This is a genomic window from Streptomyces sp. NPDC104761, assembly GCF_055583445.1.
In genome coordinates this window covers 145,785-163,694 of record NZ_JBVJNZ010000005.1, presented here as the reverse complement: position 1 = coordinate 163,694, position 17,910 = coordinate 145,785, and the positions used below count along the sequence as shown (strand labels likewise).

15 protein-coding genes are annotated in these 17,910 nt (G+C 71.1%); 6 read left to right on the top strand and 9 right to left on the bottom strand.

Translation table 11 applies throughout. The annotated features are described in order from the left end of the window. Window positions 1-123 precede the first annotated feature (123 nt). The 6 genes from ACZ63F_RS16120 to ACZ63F_RS16095 form a co-directional block, all read right to left on the bottom strand. Entirely contained in the window at window positions 124-2,412 is a 2,289-nt protein-coding gene (locus ACZ63F_RS16120) for an ABC transporter permease (RefSeq protein WP_469711645.1), read from the bottom strand. Then, a complete protein-coding gene (locus ACZ63F_RS16115) occupies window positions 2,409-3,101 on the bottom strand; it encodes an ABC transporter ATP-binding protein (RefSeq protein WP_382719022.1) in 693 nt (230 codons plus the stop codon). Before ACZ63F_RS16115 ends, ACZ63F_RS16120 begins: the two co-directional genes overlap by 4 nt. Window positions 3,102-3,159: 58 nt before the next feature. Then, window positions 3,160-3,288, bottom strand: a complete 129-nt coding sequence (locus tag ACZ63F_RS16110; protein WP_469711642.1) for a hypothetical protein — start codon at window positions 3,286-3,288, stop codon at window positions 3,160-3,162. Window positions 3,289-3,946: 658 nt separating this feature from the next. Then, complete coding sequence (locus ACZ63F_RS16105; protein ID WP_469711639.1) at window positions 3,947-4,654, bottom strand: ester cyclase; 708 nt, start codon at window positions 4,652-4,654, stop codon at window positions 3,947-3,949. 94 nt (window positions 4,655-4,748) lie between these two features. Further along, entirely contained in the window at window positions 4,749-5,522 is a 774-nt protein-coding gene (locus ACZ63F_RS16100) for an SDR family NAD(P)-dependent oxidoreductase (RefSeq protein ID WP_390642310.1), read from the bottom strand. 97 nt (window positions 5,523-5,619) lie between these two features. Beyond that, window positions 5,620-6,288 carry an MOSC domain-containing protein gene (locus ACZ63F_RS16095; RefSeq protein ID WP_352359552.1) on the bottom strand — a complete coding sequence of 223 codons (669 nt, stop codon included), beginning with the start codon at window positions 6,286-6,288 and terminating at the stop codon, window positions 5,620-5,622. 80 nt (window positions 6,289-6,368) lie between these two features. Between ACZ63F_RS16095 and ACZ63F_RS16090 the strand changes: the two genes are divergently transcribed. Beyond that, window positions 6,369-7,268, top strand: coding sequence for a LysR family transcriptional regulator (locus tag ACZ63F_RS16090; protein WP_469711635.1), 900 nt, complete (start codon window positions 6,369-6,371; stop codon window positions 7,266-7,268). Window positions 7,269-7,372: 104 nt separating this feature from the next. On the opposite strand, the gene ACZ63F_RS16085 is transcribed toward ACZ63F_RS16090, so the two are convergent. Next, window positions 7,373-7,702 carry a WhiB family transcriptional regulator gene (locus tag ACZ63F_RS16085; RefSeq protein WP_123974752.1) on the bottom strand — a complete coding sequence of 110 codons (330 nt, stop codon included), beginning with the start codon at window positions 7,700-7,702 and terminating at the stop codon, window positions 7,373-7,375. A 381-nt stretch (window positions 7,703-8,083) separates the two neighbouring features. Between ACZ63F_RS16085 and ACZ63F_RS16080 the strand changes: the two genes are divergently transcribed. From ACZ63F_RS16080 to ACZ63F_RS16065, 4 genes are all read left to right on the top strand, one after another. Continuing rightward, window positions 8,084-8,695 (top strand): response regulator transcription factor, encoded by a 612-nt coding sequence (locus ACZ63F_RS16080; protein ID WP_003948568.1) that lies wholly within the window; start codon window positions 8,084-8,086, stop codon window positions 8,693-8,695. Window positions 8,696-8,972: 277 nt separating this feature from the next. After that, a complete protein-coding gene (locus ACZ63F_RS16075; RefSeq protein WP_469711632.1) occupies window positions 8,973-9,560 on the top strand; it encodes a sigma-70 family RNA polymerase sigma factor in 588 nt (195 codons plus the stop codon). Between the two features lie 178 nt (window positions 9,561-9,738). Beyond that, window positions 9,739-11,241, top strand: a complete 1,503-nt coding sequence (gene guaB, locus ACZ63F_RS16070) for an IMP dehydrogenase (protein ID WP_352359545.1) — start codon at window positions 9,739-9,741, stop codon at window positions 11,239-11,241. 116 nt (window positions 11,242-11,357) lie between these two features. Then, window positions 11,358-12,482 carry a GuaB3 family IMP dehydrogenase-related protein gene (locus ACZ63F_RS16065; protein ID WP_469711629.1) on the top strand — a complete coding sequence of 375 codons (1,125 nt, stop codon included), beginning with the start codon at window positions 11,358-11,360 and terminating at the stop codon, window positions 12,480-12,482. A gap of 409 nt (window positions 12,483-12,891) precedes the next feature. Here the strand turns inward: ACZ63F_RS16065 and ACZ63F_RS16060 are convergent, their stop codons facing one another. After that, window positions 12,892-14,115, bottom strand: a complete 1,224-nt coding sequence (locus ACZ63F_RS16060; RefSeq protein WP_352359541.1) for a nucleotide sugar dehydrogenase — start codon at window positions 14,113-14,115, stop codon at window positions 12,892-12,894. A 605-nt stretch (window positions 14,116-14,720) separates the two neighbouring features. Here ACZ63F_RS16060 and ACZ63F_RS16055 point away from each other — a divergent pair. After that, entirely contained in the window at window positions 14,721-16,427 is a 1,707-nt protein-coding gene (locus tag ACZ63F_RS16055) for a glycerol-3-phosphate dehydrogenase/oxidase (RefSeq protein ID WP_469711626.1), read from the top strand. Between the two features lie 293 nt (window positions 16,428-16,720). On the opposite strand, the gene ACZ63F_RS16050 is transcribed toward ACZ63F_RS16055, so the two are convergent. Beyond that, window positions 16,721-17,764 carry a serine hydrolase domain-containing protein gene (locus tag ACZ63F_RS16050; protein WP_469711624.1) on the bottom strand — a complete coding sequence of 348 codons (1,044 nt, stop codon included), beginning with the start codon at window positions 17,762-17,764 and terminating at the stop codon, window positions 16,721-16,723. Window positions 17,765-17,910 lie beyond the last annotated feature (146 nt).

The following is a 17,910-nucleotide window of genomic DNA, read 5'->3' as shown; positions in this document are numbered from 1 at the left end:
CTGTGTCGCCCAATCGTCACCATGGGCTCTCCGACGTCACGACAGCGTCATAGGTCAGCGTCCGGCTGCCCCAAGCCGAGGTCCGGCTTCGGGCAGCCGTTTGCGCCACAGCGAACCAACCGGTCAGTCGCGGCGGATCAGCTCCGGATCGATCCGGCGGCCGGCCAGTGGCAGTGAGCCCGCCGCCGCGGCCGCCACCACTCCCGCCACCGCCACGGACAGCAGGGGGATGCCGGCGACGTCCCAGCGGATCGCTCCACCGCCTGTGATCAGGTAGCTGGACTCGGCGAGCTTCCCGGTGACGACCGCCAGGGCGAGACCGAGACCGAGCGGCAGCACCACCTGGAGGCACTGCACGGCCCGCATGGTCCGTGCCCGGGCGCCGATCAGGGTGACGGCGGTGACCTGCGCACGGCGTTCGACCGCGCGGTCGGTCACGGACACCAGGAACGCGGCCACGCCGATGACCAGCCCCATGATCATGCCGAGGCCCAGCAGGGTTTCGACGACCGATATCTGTTCAAGTCCCTGGACGTTCAGTCCGACCAGCTCGACCTCGGCGATCGGTGCGATCGCCCCGATGTCGTCGAGGACCTTGCGGACCTGGCCCGGTTCCGAACTGCTGGTGAGCACGAACTCGGCGTCACGGGGCCGTGCGTGTGCGGGCAGCGCGGACGGAGGGACGAGGAGCACGGCACCGCCCACGGTGGACACGGAGCTCGCGCTGTAGACGACCTGCCTGGTGGGAAGGCCGATGTCCAGGTGCCCGGCCTTGCTCCCCGAGAGGCGGAAGCGGAAGGACGCGCCCGGCTTCAGTTCGGATCCGAGGCTGGAGTTGGGGTCGACGAGCCGCATCACCTTGCCGTCCACGCAGCCCTTGGAGCGCTCGACCATGTGGTCCAGCTGCGCGCAGGTGGCGATCAGGGCGGTGGCCGACGATGCGAGTGCGTCTTTGGGACTCATGCTGTCGAGGTCGACCCAGGAGTTCATCAGGATGGCGTGGGCGCGGACACCGGCCACGTCGCCGAGTTCCCTCTGCTGACCCGGGGTGAGAGCGGACAGGGAGAGGGAGTAGTCCTGCAGGGGGCCGTCCGGCCGGGTGGCCTGTTCCATCTGGATGAGTACGCCCTGGGCGAGCGAGGCGGCGTAGACGAGGAGTACGAGACCGGTGACGACCCTCATCGTGCTTCCGGGCTCGGCCTCGTTGCGCCGCATCGCCAGGTTGAGCGTGAGGGACTGGGTGGACGCCGCCACGCGGCGGGCGAGCACGTACGAGATCAACGGGAGCGTGAGCACGAGCCCGACCCCGGTCAGCACGACGCCGCCGACCACGAGCAGCGCGTTCACGCCCACACTCGACGCGGGGTGCCCGAGCACACCGCTGACGCAGAAGCCGGACACGATGCCCATACCGGCGATCAGGAGGAGACCGCCCCACTTGGACGGCGGTCGCGGGACCGCGGTGCGGCGTACCGCCAGCGGGTTGGCGGCGGCCTCCCGCGCGCTCTTGCGGCCGACGAACCAGGCCAGCGCCGGGCAGCCGATCAGGCACACGGCGACGGTGGTCGCGGACAGGGCACCGTCGTCCGGATACCACCGCAGCGCGGGCAGCCCCGTCCTGGACATCACCTGGTTGAGAACCCAGTACTCGGCCAGGCCGAGCAACGCGCCGAGCACTGCGGCCATCACGGTCTCCGCGGCGTTCACGCGCTGGGTGCCCTTGACGCTGAGGCCGAGCAGACGCAGCGCCGCCAGGCGCCGCATGCGGCTGGCGGCGGACAGACGCGCACAGACGGTGAGGAAGATCCCCAGGGGCAGCAGAACCAGGGTGGCCAGAGCGAACCGCACGTCCGTCAGCGTGGACGGTTCCACAGCGGGGGACGGGGCGTAGTCGTACCCGAACCCCTTCAGGGTCCGGCCCTCGTGGGCGATACGGGCGCGCGTGGTGCCGATGTACGCGTACAGCTCGTCCGGGTGCGCGAGCCCGGCCCCCGCGATGGTGCCCTTCTCACGTCCCGGCAGCAGCCCTTTGACGGCGGGCGCCGCACGCAGGAGGTCATGGAGGCGCGGTGAGACGAAGACCTCGCCAGGGCCGGGGAGCCGGGTCAGCCCGGGCGGGGCCGACCGTGTTCCCTCGGTTCCCCGTGCGATGAACACGCGGGTGAACGGTCTGGACCCGTACGCGTCGGAGCGCTGGACGACGAGCGTGCCGTCCGCCGGTCCTTGGGAGGCGGTGACGGGCTGTCGTGCCGCGGCACGGCCGTCGTGGGCGTGGAGGATCGCCGGAATGGTGAGGACGAGGGCCAGGCAGCAGACACCGATGGAGCCGCCGACCGCCATCAGGAAGAAGCGTGTGCGGTTGCCTCGCCCCGCGCCGAAGAGGAGTCGCAGACCGAGCAGGAATTCCGTCACGCCGCACCTCGCGGCGTGAGCACCCCGTCCGCCATCGTGTAACGGGTGTCGGCCTGTGCGGCCACCCCGTGATCGTGCGTCACCAGAATGACGGCGGTGCCCTGTGAGCGGGCCAGTCCGAGGAACTCCTTCAGTACGGCGGAGGCGTTGGCGCTGTCCAGGGAGCCCGTCGGCTCGTCCGCGAACACGACCGCGGGCCGGTGGACCAGGGCGCGCGCCACCGCGACGCGCTGACTCTGCCCACCTGAGACCTGCGACGGCCGGCGTTCACGCAGCTCGCCGAGGCCGAGCCGTTCCAGCACTTCGCCCGCTCTGGTGAGGGCTGGGCGCTTGCGCTGTCCGGCTAGGCGCAGTGGCAGCGCGGTGTTCTCCTCGATGGTCAGTTCCGGGAGCAGTTCGCCGTACTGGAAGACGAATCCGAACCGTTCCCGGCGCAGGGCGCTGATCTCGTCGTCGGAGAGGTCACCGAGTGAGCGTCCTTCGAAGCGCACCTGACCGCGTGTGGTCGGCAGGACGCCGGCGAGGCAGTAGAGCAGCGAGGACTTTCCGGAGCCGCTCTGCCCTGTGATGGCCACGACCTCACCCGGGGCGACCGAGAGGTGGGCGTCGCGGACGGCCTGCTGGTTGCCGTAGGAGAGGTCGACTCCGATGGCCGAGATGATGTCTGACGTGCTGATGGCTTCCCCCAAAGAAGCGTGCGGGCCCAGGGGTGGTGCCCCTGGGCCCGCAGTCCTGCCGAAGCGCTGACTACCTCTGGTAGTGCTTCGTCGATGAGCAGTTGTCAGGGTTGAACGAGCCCTTGTCACGGCAGACGCGGATGTAGGCGTCGTCGGTGTGCAGAGCGGCGCCGTCCCAGTTCCGCTGGTCGAGCGGCACGAGGGCCAGAAGGCGTACTGGCCACTGGTGAACGAACCGCCGCCGGTGGACAGCGTCGGAATGGTGTGCCACGAGACGGCGGCCGCCGTCCCCGCGCTCACGGCGAACAGGCCTGCGGCTATCGCGCCGACTGCCAACTTGCGCGTGTTTTCCTCCCGTTGTTCATGCATGGCGCCGGATGGTCAGGTCCGGGGCCGTCGTGAACCTAGCAGTCACGACGGGGAGGTGAATGGCATGGTCAATTCAACTCTGTCCACTTTCGGTGGAGTTTTCGCATGGCGGACTTTGCCTTTGCTTGGTCTGTACTTGGCTTGTGCCTGGTCATGGGCTGAGCTTTTTCGGAGGGCTGGTGACGCACCGTCAGTGCCGGGCGGACCGGAACTTGATGCCGCCGCTCAACTGGTCGCGACCGCCCGGACGGTCTTGCCGGGAGCGCCGGGGCGCGGGGTGGTACCCCGGTCCTTGGCCGGTGAGGCGACGAGGGCGACCCCCGGTTGTGGATGACGGCGTTCGCGGCCGGCTCGGCGACGATCAGCTCGACGGTGCCCTGCACCTGCGTGAAGCGCTGATGCCTCCCCTGGCAGGCAGAGCCGAGGAAGCCCCCCGTTCCGTATGGGAACGGGGGGCTTCGCCCCTCGCGGGTACTTCGATGGTCGGCCTAGTTCTCCAGCGCGTCCAGCGCGCCCAGCTGCGCCAGCAGTCCCATCCGGTCGTACTGCAGCCAGCCCTCGGCCATCTTCCCGTCGGCATTGAAGCGGTGGATGGTGGTCCCGGCCATGGTGGCCTGCCGGCCGGTGTTGGCCACCCCCATGAACGCCGCCTTCTGCACACCCGTCCACAGCCACCGGGTGCACACCCGGTCGCTCTGCGCGATCTGGTCCTCGACGAGGAACGTGAAGTCGAAGGCCCCGCGCCACATCTCCAGCTTGCGCCGCATCGCGTCCATGCCGATGGTGTCCTGTCCCTCGACCGGATCGTGCTCGTGGTAGTCCTCGGCGAGCAGGCCGTCCAGGGGCACCAGCGGGCCGGGCGCGGCGACCGTCTCGAAGAACCGCCGCGCGGTGCCGGCGAACAGCCCCTCGTCGCGCACGACGTCCAGGTCGGTGAACGTCGGCGTCCCCTCGCACAGCGCCAGCAGCTCGTGGAAGACCTTGTCGGTCTCCGGGAGCCGCGAGTTCCGCATCGCCTCCTCGTACGACGGGAACTCCACGATCTCCACGACGCGCTCCGCGTCGGTGCGGTCCTTGCCGACCAGCGTGTGCGTCGCCGTCCGCTTCCCCTTGGTCTGCTCGACCCACCTGTCCATCAGCCGGTCCATCTCGTCGAACCGCCTGGTCCTGCACTCGATGAGCTGCACGAACGTCATGACACCGCCTCCGGCCCCCCTGCGGGCGCGACCGCACGACACCATCGTCTCACCGGCACCGTCCCGGTGTGTCCCGGAATGTTCCGCGGGCTCCCTACTGCGGCCCGTACTTGCGGCCCGTCTTCGCGCTGATGCCGCCCACCAGGCCGCGCGGCGCCACCTTCGCCAGCCCCGTCAGTACCTTGTAGCGGGGGTCCGGGACCGACAGCGTCTTCCCGCGCGCGAGGTCGGCCAGCGCCGCCGCGACCAGTTTGTCGGCGTCCAGCCACATCCAGCCCGGGATGTTGTCCGTGCCCATCCCGGCCCGCTGATGGAACTCCGTGCGGACGAACCCCGGCGCCAGCGCCATCAGCCGCACCCCGCTGCCCGCGAGGTCGCGCGCCGCACCCTGGGTGAACTGCACGACCCATGCCTTGGAGGCGCCGTACGTCCCACGCGGCACGAACGCCGCCACCGACGCCACGTTGACCACTCCGCCGCGGCCACGCTCGCGCATCGCCTCGGCCGCCGCCGAGGTCAGCCGCAGCACCGCCTCGCAGTGCACCTTGAGCATGCGCAGCTCGTCGGCCATCGAGACGTCCAGGTAGCGGCCCTTGTTGCCGAAGCCGGCGTTGTTGACCAGCAGGTCGACCGGGTGACGGCGGTCCCCGAGCCGGGCGGCGACCGACTCGATGCCGGCGTCCTCGGCGAGGTCGGCGGTGAGCACCTCCGCCTCGATGCCGTGCCGGTCGTGCAGCTCGGTCGCCTGCTCGCGCAGCCGCTTGGTGTCCCGCGCCACCAGGACGAGGTTGTGCCCGTCAGCCGCCAGCCGCCGCGCGAACGCGGCACCGATCCCCGCGGTCGATCCCGTAATCAGAGCCGTTGTCATGGCCCAAGGGTAGTTACCCGGACTGACGGCGTCCGCTGTGCGCACCGGCTCTCCCTGAGGGTGAAGCACCGGTGAACGGACCGCGCGTGACGGCCGTTCAGCCGCTCTGCGCCGCCACGTACTTCCGGGCCCGCGCCAGCGCCTCCGGGTGCAGGGCCGCGCCCGCCGCGAGCAGCCGGGGCAGCAGCTCCCGCTCGGTGGTGGTCGCGCGGAACTCCATCGCCGCCGTCACCCCGTGCTCCGGCAGGTGGATGATCTCGATGGGGTCGCCGGCCCGGATCTCACCCGGTTCGATCACCCGGAGGTAGGCACCGGTGGCACCCATCCGCGTGAATCTCTTCACCCATCCCCGCTCGCCCAGATGGCCCTGGAAAGTACGGCACGGGATGCGCCCGGAGGTGACCTCCAGGACGACCTCGGGACCGATCCGCCAGCGCTCGCCGATCAGCGCCCCCGACACGTTCAGCCCGTTTGTCGTGAGGTTCTCACCGAAACAGCCGTTCGGCAGCGGGCGGCCGAGCTCCTTCGCCCAGTGGTCGAGGTCCTCGCGCGCGTACGCGTACACCGCCTGGTCGTCGCCGCCGTGATGGCGCAGCTCGCAGACCGCGTCCCCGGCGAGACCGCTGCCCGCGGTCCCCTTCGGCCCGGGCGCCGCCACCCGCACCGGCCCGGCCACCGGCCGCTTGTCGATACCGGTCACGCCGTCCACCTGGTCCGTGTGCGGCGACGGCGTCGGACGGCCGAGGTTCACCGAGAGAAGATCCATGCTCCGACGGTACGGGACCCCCGCCCAAAGCGTCGACGCATTTTCGGGCGCCCTGTCCAAGTCGGCCTTATGCTCAAGGGGTGATCGAAGCACGTCATCTCCGCGTCCTGCGGGCCGTCGCCACCACCGGGTCCTTCTCGGCGGCGGGGCGCGAGCTGGGCTGCACCCAGCCCGCCGTCAGCCAGCAGATGAAGGCCCTGGAGACCTCCGTGGGCACTCCGCTGCTGGTCCGCAACGGCCGCGAGATGCGCCTGACCCAGGCCGGCGAGGCCCTGGTCCGGCACGCCTCCGGGATCCTCGCCGGGCTCACCGCGGCCGAGGAGGAGGTCGCCGCGATCGCCGGGCTGCGCGCGGGCCGGGTGCGCCTGGTCTCCTTCCCGAGCGGCAGCTCGACCCTGGTCCCGACCGCCCTCGCCGCCCTGCGCGCCGCCCACCCCGGCACCCGGGTCTCCCTGGAGGAGGCCGAGCCGCCGAAGTCCGTGGAGTTGCTGCGCGCCGGCGACTGCGACATCGCGCTGGCCTTCCGCTACGAGGGCGCCGCGGACGCCGAGGAGTGGGACGACCTGGTGGTGCGGCCGCTGCTCACCGACCGGCTCGTCGGCCTGGTGCCGGAGCGGCACCGGCTGGCCGGTGCGGAGTCGGTCGCTCTCGGGGAACTTGCCGAGGAGCCCTGGATCGCGGGCTGCCCGCGCTGCCGGGGACAGCTCGTCCAGGCCTGCGAGAGCGCGGGCTTCACGCCCCGTATCGACTTCGCCACCGACGACTACCCAGCGGTGGTCGGCCTGGTCGGCGCGGGTCTCGGCGTGGCCGTGCTGCCGCGTCTTGCGGTGGAGTCGGTACGGCCCAGAGGCGTGCGCGCGGTGGTCCTGGAACCCGCGGTACGGCGGGAGATCGTCGCCCTGACGCTGCCCGACCTGGCTCAGGTGCCGGCGGTGGCGGCGACGCTCGATCAGCTGGGCCGGGCGGCCCGGCGGGCGTGACGGGAAGGCCCCGGCGGGCGTGACGGAAGGGCGCCGGGCACGTCCGCGTGCCCGAACGTCGTCAGATCGTCAACGGGTTGTCAACAGATTGCAGAAACGTTCTTTCACGTGTCGGAGGCGGAGCCGCCGCTGGTCGTCGACGCCGACACCAGCCTGTTGCGCGCCCGCCCCATGAGCTCTTCGCGCTCGTCCTCGGTCAGGCCGCCCCACACGCCGTACGGCTCGCGGACCGCCAGCGCGTGCGCCGCGCACTCCGCGCGGACCGGGCACCTCATGCAGACCTCCTTGGCCGAGTTCTCACGGGCACTCCGAGCCGCCCCGCGCTCGCCCTCGGGATGGAAGAAGAGCGAGCTGTCGACCCCACGGCAGGCAGCCAGGAGCTGCCAGTCCCACAGGTCCGCGTTCGGTCCGGGAAGGCGGGAGAAATCTGCCATTACGTGACCCCTTGTAGCCGTTCTGGGCGGATACGGTGCCAACGACCGTACATCTCCGGTCTAGAGAGATGAAAATATGACTCATTGGCAATCTAGCCCCAGACACCGTGAAACGGGAAGAAAAAGGTCTAAATGGGGCATTGGTTGTGATGAAAAGTTGAGGGTCTGACGTCCATGTCTGCACCGTGTCCGCGCCCTCACGTAGAGTGCCGAAGACGGCATGCAGCCCCGTAACTCTTTCGAGTGACCGTCGTTGAGAGTGCGGTGGCGGTTGAAGCAACAGGCTCTCGGGCAGGCGTCCGAGACGTTCGACCGCACAGGTGACGATTCCGTACCAGCCTGGAGGCTCAAGGTGACGCGCATCAGCTGCGGAGGGCGGTCATGACATCCGTCCTCGTCTGCGACGACTCCCCGCTTGCCCGAGAGGCGCTGCGCCGCGCGGTGGCGACCGTGCCCGGCGTCGAGCGCGTGACGACGGCGGCCAACGGCGAGGAAGTCCTCCGCCGCTGGGGTGCCGACCGATCCGACCTGATCCTGATGGACGTGCGCATGCCCGGACTGGGGGGCGTCGAGACCGTGCGACGGCTGCTGTCCGCCGACCCCGGCGCGCGCATCATCATGCTCACGGTCGCCGAGGACCTGGACGGCGTGGCCCTTGCCGTCGCCGCCGGCGCCCGCGGCTACCTGCACAAGGACGCCTCGCGTGCCGAGCTGCGGGCCACCGTGACCCAGGCCCTCGCCGACCCGACCTGGCGGCTGGCCCCGCGCCGCCTGCGCTCGGCCGAGATGGGCGCCGCGCCCACCCTCACCGCGCGCGAGATCCAGGTCCTGGAGGGCATGAGCCACGGCCGCTCCAACGCCGAGATCGGCCGCGAGCTGTTCCTCTCCGAGGACACCGTGAAGACCCACGCCCGGCGCCTGTTCAAGAAGCTCGGAGCCTCCGACCGCGCCCACGCGGTGGCCCTCGGCTTCCGCTGGGGTCTCGTTCGTTAGTACGGCGGTGATCTGCGCCGCAGCGGAGAAGCGGACCGACCGGACGCCCCCGCCTACCCGATGGTGGGCGGGGTCCACAAGGCGGAGCGCCGAAGGCGTGCTGCTCGTTTCGGCGCGGATGCCGCATCCTTGAGGTGTGGAGTCTCTCGGGGACGAGTCGTTCGAGCGGAAGGGGAGGGCGCAGGAGATGAGTTCCGGCGCACCTGCTCATAACGCTTCGGTGCACAACGACGGACGCGATGCCACGCCGCCGACGGCAGCAGGGCACCATGGACCGATGCGCGAGGACGAGGCGGTCGCGGCCGTGGGGACGATCGGTGCTCTCGTCCATCGCGCCGTAGACGGGGACGAGCAGGCCACGCACGACCTGCTCGCCCATGTCCACCCCCTCGCGCTGCGTTACTGCCGCACGCGCCTGTCCCGCCTCCCGGGCGACGCCCGCCACTTCGTCGAGGACCTCGCCCAGGAAGTCTGCGTGGCGGTCCTGCTGGCCCTGCCCCGGTACCGCGACACCGGCCGCCCCTTCGAGGCCTTCGTCTTCGCGATCGCCTCCCACAAGGTCGCCGACCTGCAGCGCGCCGCGATGCGCCACCCGGGCTCCACGGCCGTCCCCTCGGACGAGATGCCGGAACGCCCCGACGACTCCCTCGGCCCCGAGGAGCGCGCGCTGCTCAGCAGCGACGCCGAGTGGGCCAAGAAACTCCTGGCCAACCTCCCGGAGAACCAGCGCGAGCTGCTGCTGCTCCGCATCGCCGTGGGCCTCACGGCGGAGGAGACCGGCCAGATGTTGGGAATGTCACCGGGTGCGGTGCGGGTCGCCCAGCACCGCGCCCTGAGCCGGTTGCGGGCGCTGGCGGAGCAGTAGGCGGCAGGGTCCCGCCCCCTGTGTCCGACCGGGTCTGTCCCCTCCTGATGAACAGGCGCACGCCCGTTCCCGTACGAACATACGAAGCCCGAAGCTGAGTCGTACCGTGGAATTCGGGAGCCGTGCTTCCCGTTAGCATGGACATCCGCACCGATCAAGGCCATTTGGGGAAGGTGTCATGACCACCAACGTCGACGGAGTGCCCGACAAATTCGCCACGCTCGGGCTGACCTACGACGACGTGCTGCTGCTGCCGGGAGCCTCCGAGGTCCTCCCGAACGCGGTCGACACCTCGTCCCGCATCTCGCGCAACGTCCGGGTCAACATCCCGCTGCTCTCCGCGGCGATGGACAAGGTGACCGAGTCCCGCATGGCGATCGCGATGGCCCGGCTCGGCGGTGTCGGCGTGCTGCACCGCAACCTCTCCGTCGAGGACCAGGTCAACCAGGTCGACCTGGTGAAGCGCTCCGAGTCCGGCATGGTCACCGACCCGATCACGGTGCACCCGGACGCGACCCTCGCCGAGGCCGACGCGCTGTGTGCGAAGTTCCGGATCAGCGGTGTCCCGGTCACCGACCCCGACCGGAAGCTGCTGGGCATCGTCACCAACCGCGACATGGCGTTCGAGAGCGACCGCTCCCGCCGCGTCCACGAGGTCATGACGCCGATGCCGCTGGTCACCGGCAAGGTCGGCATCTCCGGCAGCGAGGCCATGCAGCTGCTGCGCAAGCACAAGATCGAGAAGCTGCCGCTCGTCGACGACCAGGGCGTCCTCAAGGGCCTGATCACGGTCAAGGACTTCGTCAAGGCCGAGAAGTACCCCAACGCGGCCAAGGACCCCGAGGGCCGCCTGCTCGTCGGCGCCGCCGTAGGCGCCAGCCCCGAGGCGCTCGAGCGGGCCCAGGCGCTCGCCGAGGCCGGCGTGGACTTCCTGGTCGTCGACACCTCGCACGGCCACAACAGCAACGCCCTCAGCTGGATGGCGAAGATCAAGTCCAGCGTCGACGTCGACGTGATCGGCGGCAACGTGGCCACCCGCGACGGCGCGCAGGCGCTGATCGACGCCGGTGTCGACGGCATCAAGGTCGGCGTGGGCCCCGGCTCGATCTGCACCACCCGCGTGGTCGCCGGCATCGGCGTCCCGCAGGTCACCGCCATCTACGAGGCGTCCCTCGCCGCCCGCCCGGCCGGCATCCCGCTGATCGGCGACGGCGGCCTGCAGTACTCCGGCGACATCGGCAAGGCGCTGGCGGCCGGCGCCGACACGGTGATGCTGGGCTCCCTCCTCGCGGGCTGTGAGGAGTCCCCGGGCGAGCTGCTCTTCATCAACGGCAAGCAGTTCAAGTCGTACCGCGGCATGGGCTCGCTCGGCGCCATGCAGTCGCGCGGCCAGGGCCGGTCGTACTCGAAGGACCGGTACTTCCAGGCCGAGGTCTCCTCCGACGACAAGCTCGTCCCCGAGGGCGTCGAGGGCCAGGTGCCCTACCGCGGCCCGCTGGCCAACGTGCTGCACCAGCTCGTCGGCGGGCTCCGCCAGACCATGGGCTACGTGGGCGCGGCCACCGTCGACGAGATGGAGTCCAAGGGCCGCTTCGTGCGGATCACCGCCGCGGGCCTCAAGGAGAGCCACCCGCACGACATCCAGATGACGGTCGAGGCGCCGAACTACAGCCGCAAGTAGTCGCCGGAGCCTCTTCAGGGTCTTTCCAGGGCGGTCCCGGGCGCACCGGGGCCGCCCTTGCCGTACCCGTCGGCGATACTGGAAGACGCTGAAACGCAGAGCGAAAGGCCACAGACGTGACTGAGATCGAGATCGGGCGCGGCAAGCGCGGCCGCCGGGCGTACGCCTTCGACGACATCGCCGTCGTCCCCAGCCGCCGTACGCGGGACCCGAAGGAGGTCTCGATCGCCTGGCAGATCGACGCCTACCGCTTCGAGCTGCCGTTCCTGGCCGCCCCCATGGACTCGGTCGTCTCCCCGGCCACCGCGATCCGCATCGGCGAGCTCGGCGGCCTCGGCGTGCTCAACCTCGAAGGTCTCTGGACCCGGCACGAGGACCCCCAGCCGCTGCTCGACGAGATCATCGGGCTGGACTCCGACACCGCCACCCGCCGCCTCCAGGAGATCTACTCCGCCCCCATCAAGGAGGAGCTGATCGGCGCGCGCATCAAGGAGGTGCGCGACTCCGGCGTGGTCACGGCGGCCGCGCTCTCCCCGCAGCGCACCGCCCAGTTCTCCAAGGCGGTCGTGGACGCGGGCGTCGACATCTTCGTCATCCGCGGTACGACGGTCTCCGCGGAGCACGTCTCGTCCTCGCACGAGCCGCTGAACCTGAAGCAGTTCATCTACGAGCTGGACGTCCCCGTGATCGTCGGCGGCTGCGCCACGTACACGGCGGCCCTGCATTTGATGCGCACGGGTGCGGCCGGTGTCCTGGTCGGCTTCGGCGGCGGCGCCGCCCACACCACGCGCAACGTGCTCGGCATCCAGGTCCCCATGGCCACCGCGGTCGCGGACGTGGCCGCCGCCCGCCGCGACTACATGGACGAGTCCGGCGGCCGCTACGTGCACGTCATCGCCGACGGCGGCGTCGGCTGGTCCGGCGACCTCCCCAAGGCGATCGCCTGCGGCGCCGACTCGGTGATGATGGGCTCTCCGCTGGCCCGCGCGACCGACGGTCCGGGCAAGGGCCACCACTGGGGCATGGAAGCCGTCAACGAGGAGCTCCCGCGCGGCAAGAAGGTCGACCTCGGCACGGTCGGCACCCTCGAGGAGATCCTCACCGGCCCGTCCCACACCCCCGACGGCTCGATGAACCTGTTCGGCGCCCTGCGCCGCGCCATGGCCACCACCGGCTACAGCGAGCTGAAGGAGTTCCAGCGCGTCGAGGTCACGGTCGCGGACTCGCAGCACAAGCGGTAGGCGCCGGCCGCCGTACGGCGGCTGGAGGGCCGGTCGTCCCGGGCGGCGACCGGCCCTTTCGCATGCCCAGGTGCGGTGGCGGGGGCGCGTGTTGCGGGGGAGGGGGCGTGCGGTTGCGGTGGGACCGTGGCGGACCCGGCCCACGAGGGCCGGCCCGATGTCCAGCGCCACCGTTCAACGGCCCAGCACCGGAGAGCGGCCGCCGCTGCGGAAACCAGAGGCGCACACCCGTTCACTTCTCAGGAGCCTCCGCAGTACCGCATCTCCCGCCGCATCGCGCTCCACCACCCCGTAAGTGAGCCGCGCCCCACCCCACCCGCCACCAGCTCACGAGCCGGAGCCACCCACGCGCCCCCCTTCACCCCCGCGCGCCGGTCGGCAAGCCGCCTGCTCCGCGCACCGGTCCTGCTCAGAGCCGGTGTGCCGCCCCCGTCGGGGTCGCCCCGCGGGTGTCCAGCAGCAACTGGGCCTTCACCGACAGGCCCTGCAGGTCGTACGTGCGGTGCTGCTGGACCAGGATCGTCAGGTCGGCGTCGGCGGCGGCCTCGTAGAGGGAGTCCGCGCGCGGCACCGGGCGGTCCAGGACGCTCCAGGACGCGATGTGCGGGTCGTGGTAGCTGACCGAGGCGCCCAGCTCCATGAAGCGCATCGCGATCTCCTGGGCGGGGCTGTTCTGCTGGTCGGCGAGGTCGGCCTTGTAGGTGACCCCGAGCAGCAGCACGCGCGCGCCGCGCGCCGACTTGCCGTGCTCGTTGAGGAGGGCGGCGGCGCGCTGCACGACGTACCCCGGCATCCGGCTGTTGACCTGCTGGGCCAGTTCCACCATGCGCAGGCCGCGGCCCGCGCGGCCGGACAGGTCCTGGGCGACGCCGTGGCCGCCGACCCCGGGGCCCGGGCGGAAGGCCTGGAAGCCGAACGGTTTGGTCTCCGCGCAGCGGATGACGTCCCACAGGTCGACGCCCAGGTCGTGGCAGAGGACGGCCATCTCGTTGACGAGGGCGATGTTGACGTGCCGGAAGTTGGTCTCCAGGAGCTGCACGGTCTCGGCCTCGCGCGGGCCACGGGCGCGTACCACCTTGTCGGTGAGCCGGCCGTAGAACGTGGCGGCCGACTCCGTGCAGGCTGGTGTGAGGCCGCCGATGACCTTCGGGGTGTTGGCCGGCGTGAAGTCCCGGTTGCCGGGATTCACTCGACTGGGCGAATAGGCGAGGTGGAAGTCGCGGCCCGCGCGGAGGCCCGAGCCCTTCTCCAGCAGGGGCCGCAGGAAGTCCTCCGTCGTCCCCGGATGGACGGGGGACTCAAGGATCACCGTCGTGTGCGGGCGCAGCCGCGCGGCCAGGGTGCGGGCGGCTGCCTCCACCTGGCCCAGGTCGAGCCCGCCGTCGGCGCCGCGCGGGGTCGGCGCGCAGATCACGGCGGTGCGCACCCGTCCCAGCTGTGCCGGGTCCTCGGCCACCCGGAAGCCCTTCGCGAGCATCCGGCGCAGCTCGGCGGGGCTCAGCGAGCCCGCGTCGGGGCCACCCGCCTCGGGGCCGGTGGCGTAGCCGATCGTGGAGACGCCGGAGGCCACGGCGGCCTGGGCGAGGGGCAGGCCGTAGGGACCGAGTCCGATGACGGCGAGGTCTGCGGGCATGGCGTGGGCCGTCCTTCCCAGTAACCGAAGCGGGACAGGTGCGCAAGCCCTGTGGACAGGATGAGCGAGGCGCACGGTCAGACTAGGAGTAAATATGACCGTTATGCGGGATTGTGTTCATGTGTCTTCCATGGGTTCGGTGACCGTTGTCCACAGGCTGGGGGTGAGTGGTGGCTGAAGCCGGGCGGGCCGGTCAGAATTTGGGCAGGAGCCACGCCCGCCGGGGGCGCGGCCGACGCGACCGACGACCGACGACGCGTTCGACGGCGGACGCCGCGGTCCACGACCCCTTCGACGATCCCTTCGACGAGCCGGTCGACAACCAGTGACCGACGACCGGCGAGCGACGACCAGTGACCGACGACGACCAGTGACCGACGACGATCAGTGAGCGACATCGACCCGGGACCGACGGGTAGACGGGTACCGGTGACGACGGCGATCGAGGGCCTCGGGCACCCGATGCCCCCGCGGTGATCGACGGCCGATGGCGAGCGGTGGCCGGCGGCCCGCGGGCGGTGGTTGCTGATGGCGGCCGGTGGCCGGCGGCGAGCGATGGACCGATGGCGAGCGATGGCCGCGTGGCGGCAGAGCGGGAGGCAGCGGTGAGGACAGCGACACTGGGGCCGGAGCAGCGAGCGGAGTCCCTGGCGGCCATGGCCGAGCGCGAGCTGGACGTGCTCGTGGTGGGCGGCGGAGTGGTCGGCGCGGGTACCGCGCTGGACGCGGTCACCCGGGGCCTGAACACCGGCATCGTCGAGGCCCGCGACTGGGCCTCCGGCACCTCCAGCAGGTCCAGCAAGCTGATCCACGGCGGCCTGCGCTACCTGGAGATGCTCGACTTCGCCCTGGTCCGCGAGGCCCTCAAGGAGCGCGGCCTGCTCCTGGAGCGCCTCGCTCCGCACCTGGTCAAGCCGGTGCCCTTCCTCTACCCGCTCCAGCACCAGGGCTGGGAGCGCCTGTACGCCGGCTCGGGCGTCGCGCTCTACGACGCGATGTCGATGGCCCGTGGTCACGGCCGGGGCCTGCCGGCCCACCGCCACCTGAGCCGCCGTCACGCCCTGCGGGTCGCGCCCGCGCTGCGCAAGGACGCCCTGGTCGGCGCCATCCAGTACTACGACGCCCAGATGGACGACGCCCGCTATGTGGCGACCCTGGTGCGCACCGCGGTGTCCTACGGCGCGAAGGCGGCCAACCGCGCGCGCGTGATCGGGTTCCTGCGCGAGGGCGAGCGGGTCGTCGGGGCCCGGGTGCAGGACGTGGAGAGCGGCGGGGAGTACGAGATCCGCGCCCAGCAGGTCGTCAACGCGACCGGGGTGTGGACCGACGACACCCAGGCGCTGGTCGGCGAGCGCGGCCAGTTCCACGTCCGCGCCTCCAAGGGCATCCACCTGGTCGTCCCCAAGGACCGCGTCCACTCCACGACCGGCCTGATCCTGCGCACCGAGAAGTCGGTCCTGTTCGTCATCCCCTGGGGCCGGCACTGGATCATCGGTACGACCGACACCGACTGGGACCTGGACAAGGCCCACCCGGCCGCCTCCAGCGCCGACATCGACTACCTCCTCAACCACGTCAACTCGGTGCTCGCGGTGCCGCTGTCGCGCGACGACGTGCAGGGCGTGTACGCAGGTCTGCGCCCGCTGCTGGCCGGCGAGTCCGACGCCACCAGCAAGCTGTCGCGCGAGCACACGGTCGCGCATCCGGTGCCGGGGCTCGTGGTCGTCGCGGGCGGCAAGTACACGACGTACCGGGTGATGGCCAAGGACGCCGTCGACGAGGCGGTGCACGGGCTCGACATGCGGGTCGCGGAGTGCGTCACCGAGGACATCCCGCTGCTCGGTGCGGAGGGCTACCGGGCGATGTGGAACGCCCGGGCCAGGATCGCCGCCCGCACCGGCCTGCACGTGGTCCGCGTCGAGCATCTCCTCAACCGCTACGGCTCGATGGCGGAGGAGGTCCTCGACCTCATCGCCGCCGACCCCGGCCTGGCCGAGCCGCTGTCGGCCGCCGACGACTACCTGCGCGCCGAGGTCGTCTACGCGGCCTCCCACGAGGGCGCCCGCCACCTCGACGACGTCCTGACCCGGCGCACCCGCATCTCCATCGAGACCTTCGACCGCGGCACCCGCAGCGCCCGCGAGGCCGCCGAACTGATGGCCCCGGTCCTCGGCTGGGACAAGGACCAGGTCGAACGCGAGGTCGAGCACTACGAGAAGCGCGTGGAGGCCGAACGTGAGTCCCAACTCCAGCCGGACGACCAGACAGCGGACGCGGCAAGGCTGGGAGCACCGGAAATCGTGCCGCGGTAGTGCCTGGCCGGGTGACTCCCTGCGGGGCGTGGTGCGGGGGCAGCCCCCGTGGTGCCGGGTGAGTGGCGCTGTGCCGGGTGTCCGATGCCTGCCGCGCGCTTCCGCTGTTCCCCCCTGCGGTCGGTCCCCGGTCTCTTGCCGGTCGGCCGCCGGAAAATCCTCCTCCGTTCCGCGACGGCGCCGAGCCACGACGGCGGTTCCCGGCGGTGCCGGACCACCGGTGCCACGCGACCGTCCGTCATCACCCGATCGAGCGACCCGGCGTCGGGATCTCTCCTCGAACCCGGGCCGTTCTACTTGTCGCGAGGGCAGAACTCGGCCGCGAGCAGTGCGGGTTCGAGGTCCGGGTCTGCGATCGCCGTCGTGTTCACACGGAACGTGAGGACATGCCGGCCGCCGATCGTGGCAGCGCTCCGCACGTAGCTGCCCGCGATCCGGCCGTTGTGTCCCCAGACCGTGGTCCCGCACGGCAGCTTCACAGGAAAGATCCCCAGGCCGTACGCGCCATGTGCGGCACGGGTGTCGAGCATCTCGCGCAGCCGGCGCGGGGGCAGCAGCTCGCCGTCCAGCAGTGCCGCGTAGAAGCGGTCCAGGTCGTCGAGCGTGGTCACCAGCTCACCCGCCGCGCCGGCCACGCGCGGGTCGAGCTCGGTGACGTCGGAGCCGTCGGTCGCGTAGGCGTGGCCGTGCGGGGAGGGCAGTGAGGTGCGGGCACCGGGGAGGGACGTGCCCGTGAGACGGAGGGGGGTGATGATGCGCCGCCGGACCTCGGAGGCGTAGGTGTGACCGGTGACCTGACGGATGACCATGCCGAGGACGACGTAGTCGGTGCTGGAGTACGCGTAGTGACCCAGTCCGGTCGAAGGGAGGGCGAGTGCGAGGCGTACGGCCTGGAGCGGGTCGAGGGGGACGGCACCCCGGGTGACCGTGGTGAAGTCGGCGAGCCCGCCGGTGTGGCTGAGCAGGGCCCGGAGGGTGATCCTCCGTCCGTCGACGCCGTGTCCGCGCAGCAGTCCCGGCAGATACCGCTCCACGGAGTCGGAGAGGGAGAGCCGGTGTTCCGCGGCCAGTTGCAGGACGACGGTGGCGATGAACGTCTTCGTGATGCTGCCGGCACGGAAGTGGTCGGCACGGGCGATACCCCGGCCGGCGCCCGCGTAGCGGACGTCGTCGCCGTCGCGGTCCAGGAGCGCGGCTGCCGGTGCTCCGCCATTGATGACGAACTGTGACAGGAGGGGGTCCGTGGCCTCCGCGGAGGAGGCGGAACCGGCCATCAGCGGGGCGAACAGCAGGGCAAGGGAGACCGGTATGGCCATCAGTGTCCGAAGCGACGGCATCCGCGTTCCTCCCTTCTCACAGCCCATCATCCCGCCCGTGTGACGCACTCGTCACCGGGGGTTCCGGTCGGCCGGCCCCGATGCGCGATCAGGGGGCCCCTGGGCGTTGGGCACTTGTCGGGTGAGGGACAATGAAGGCTCTGTCA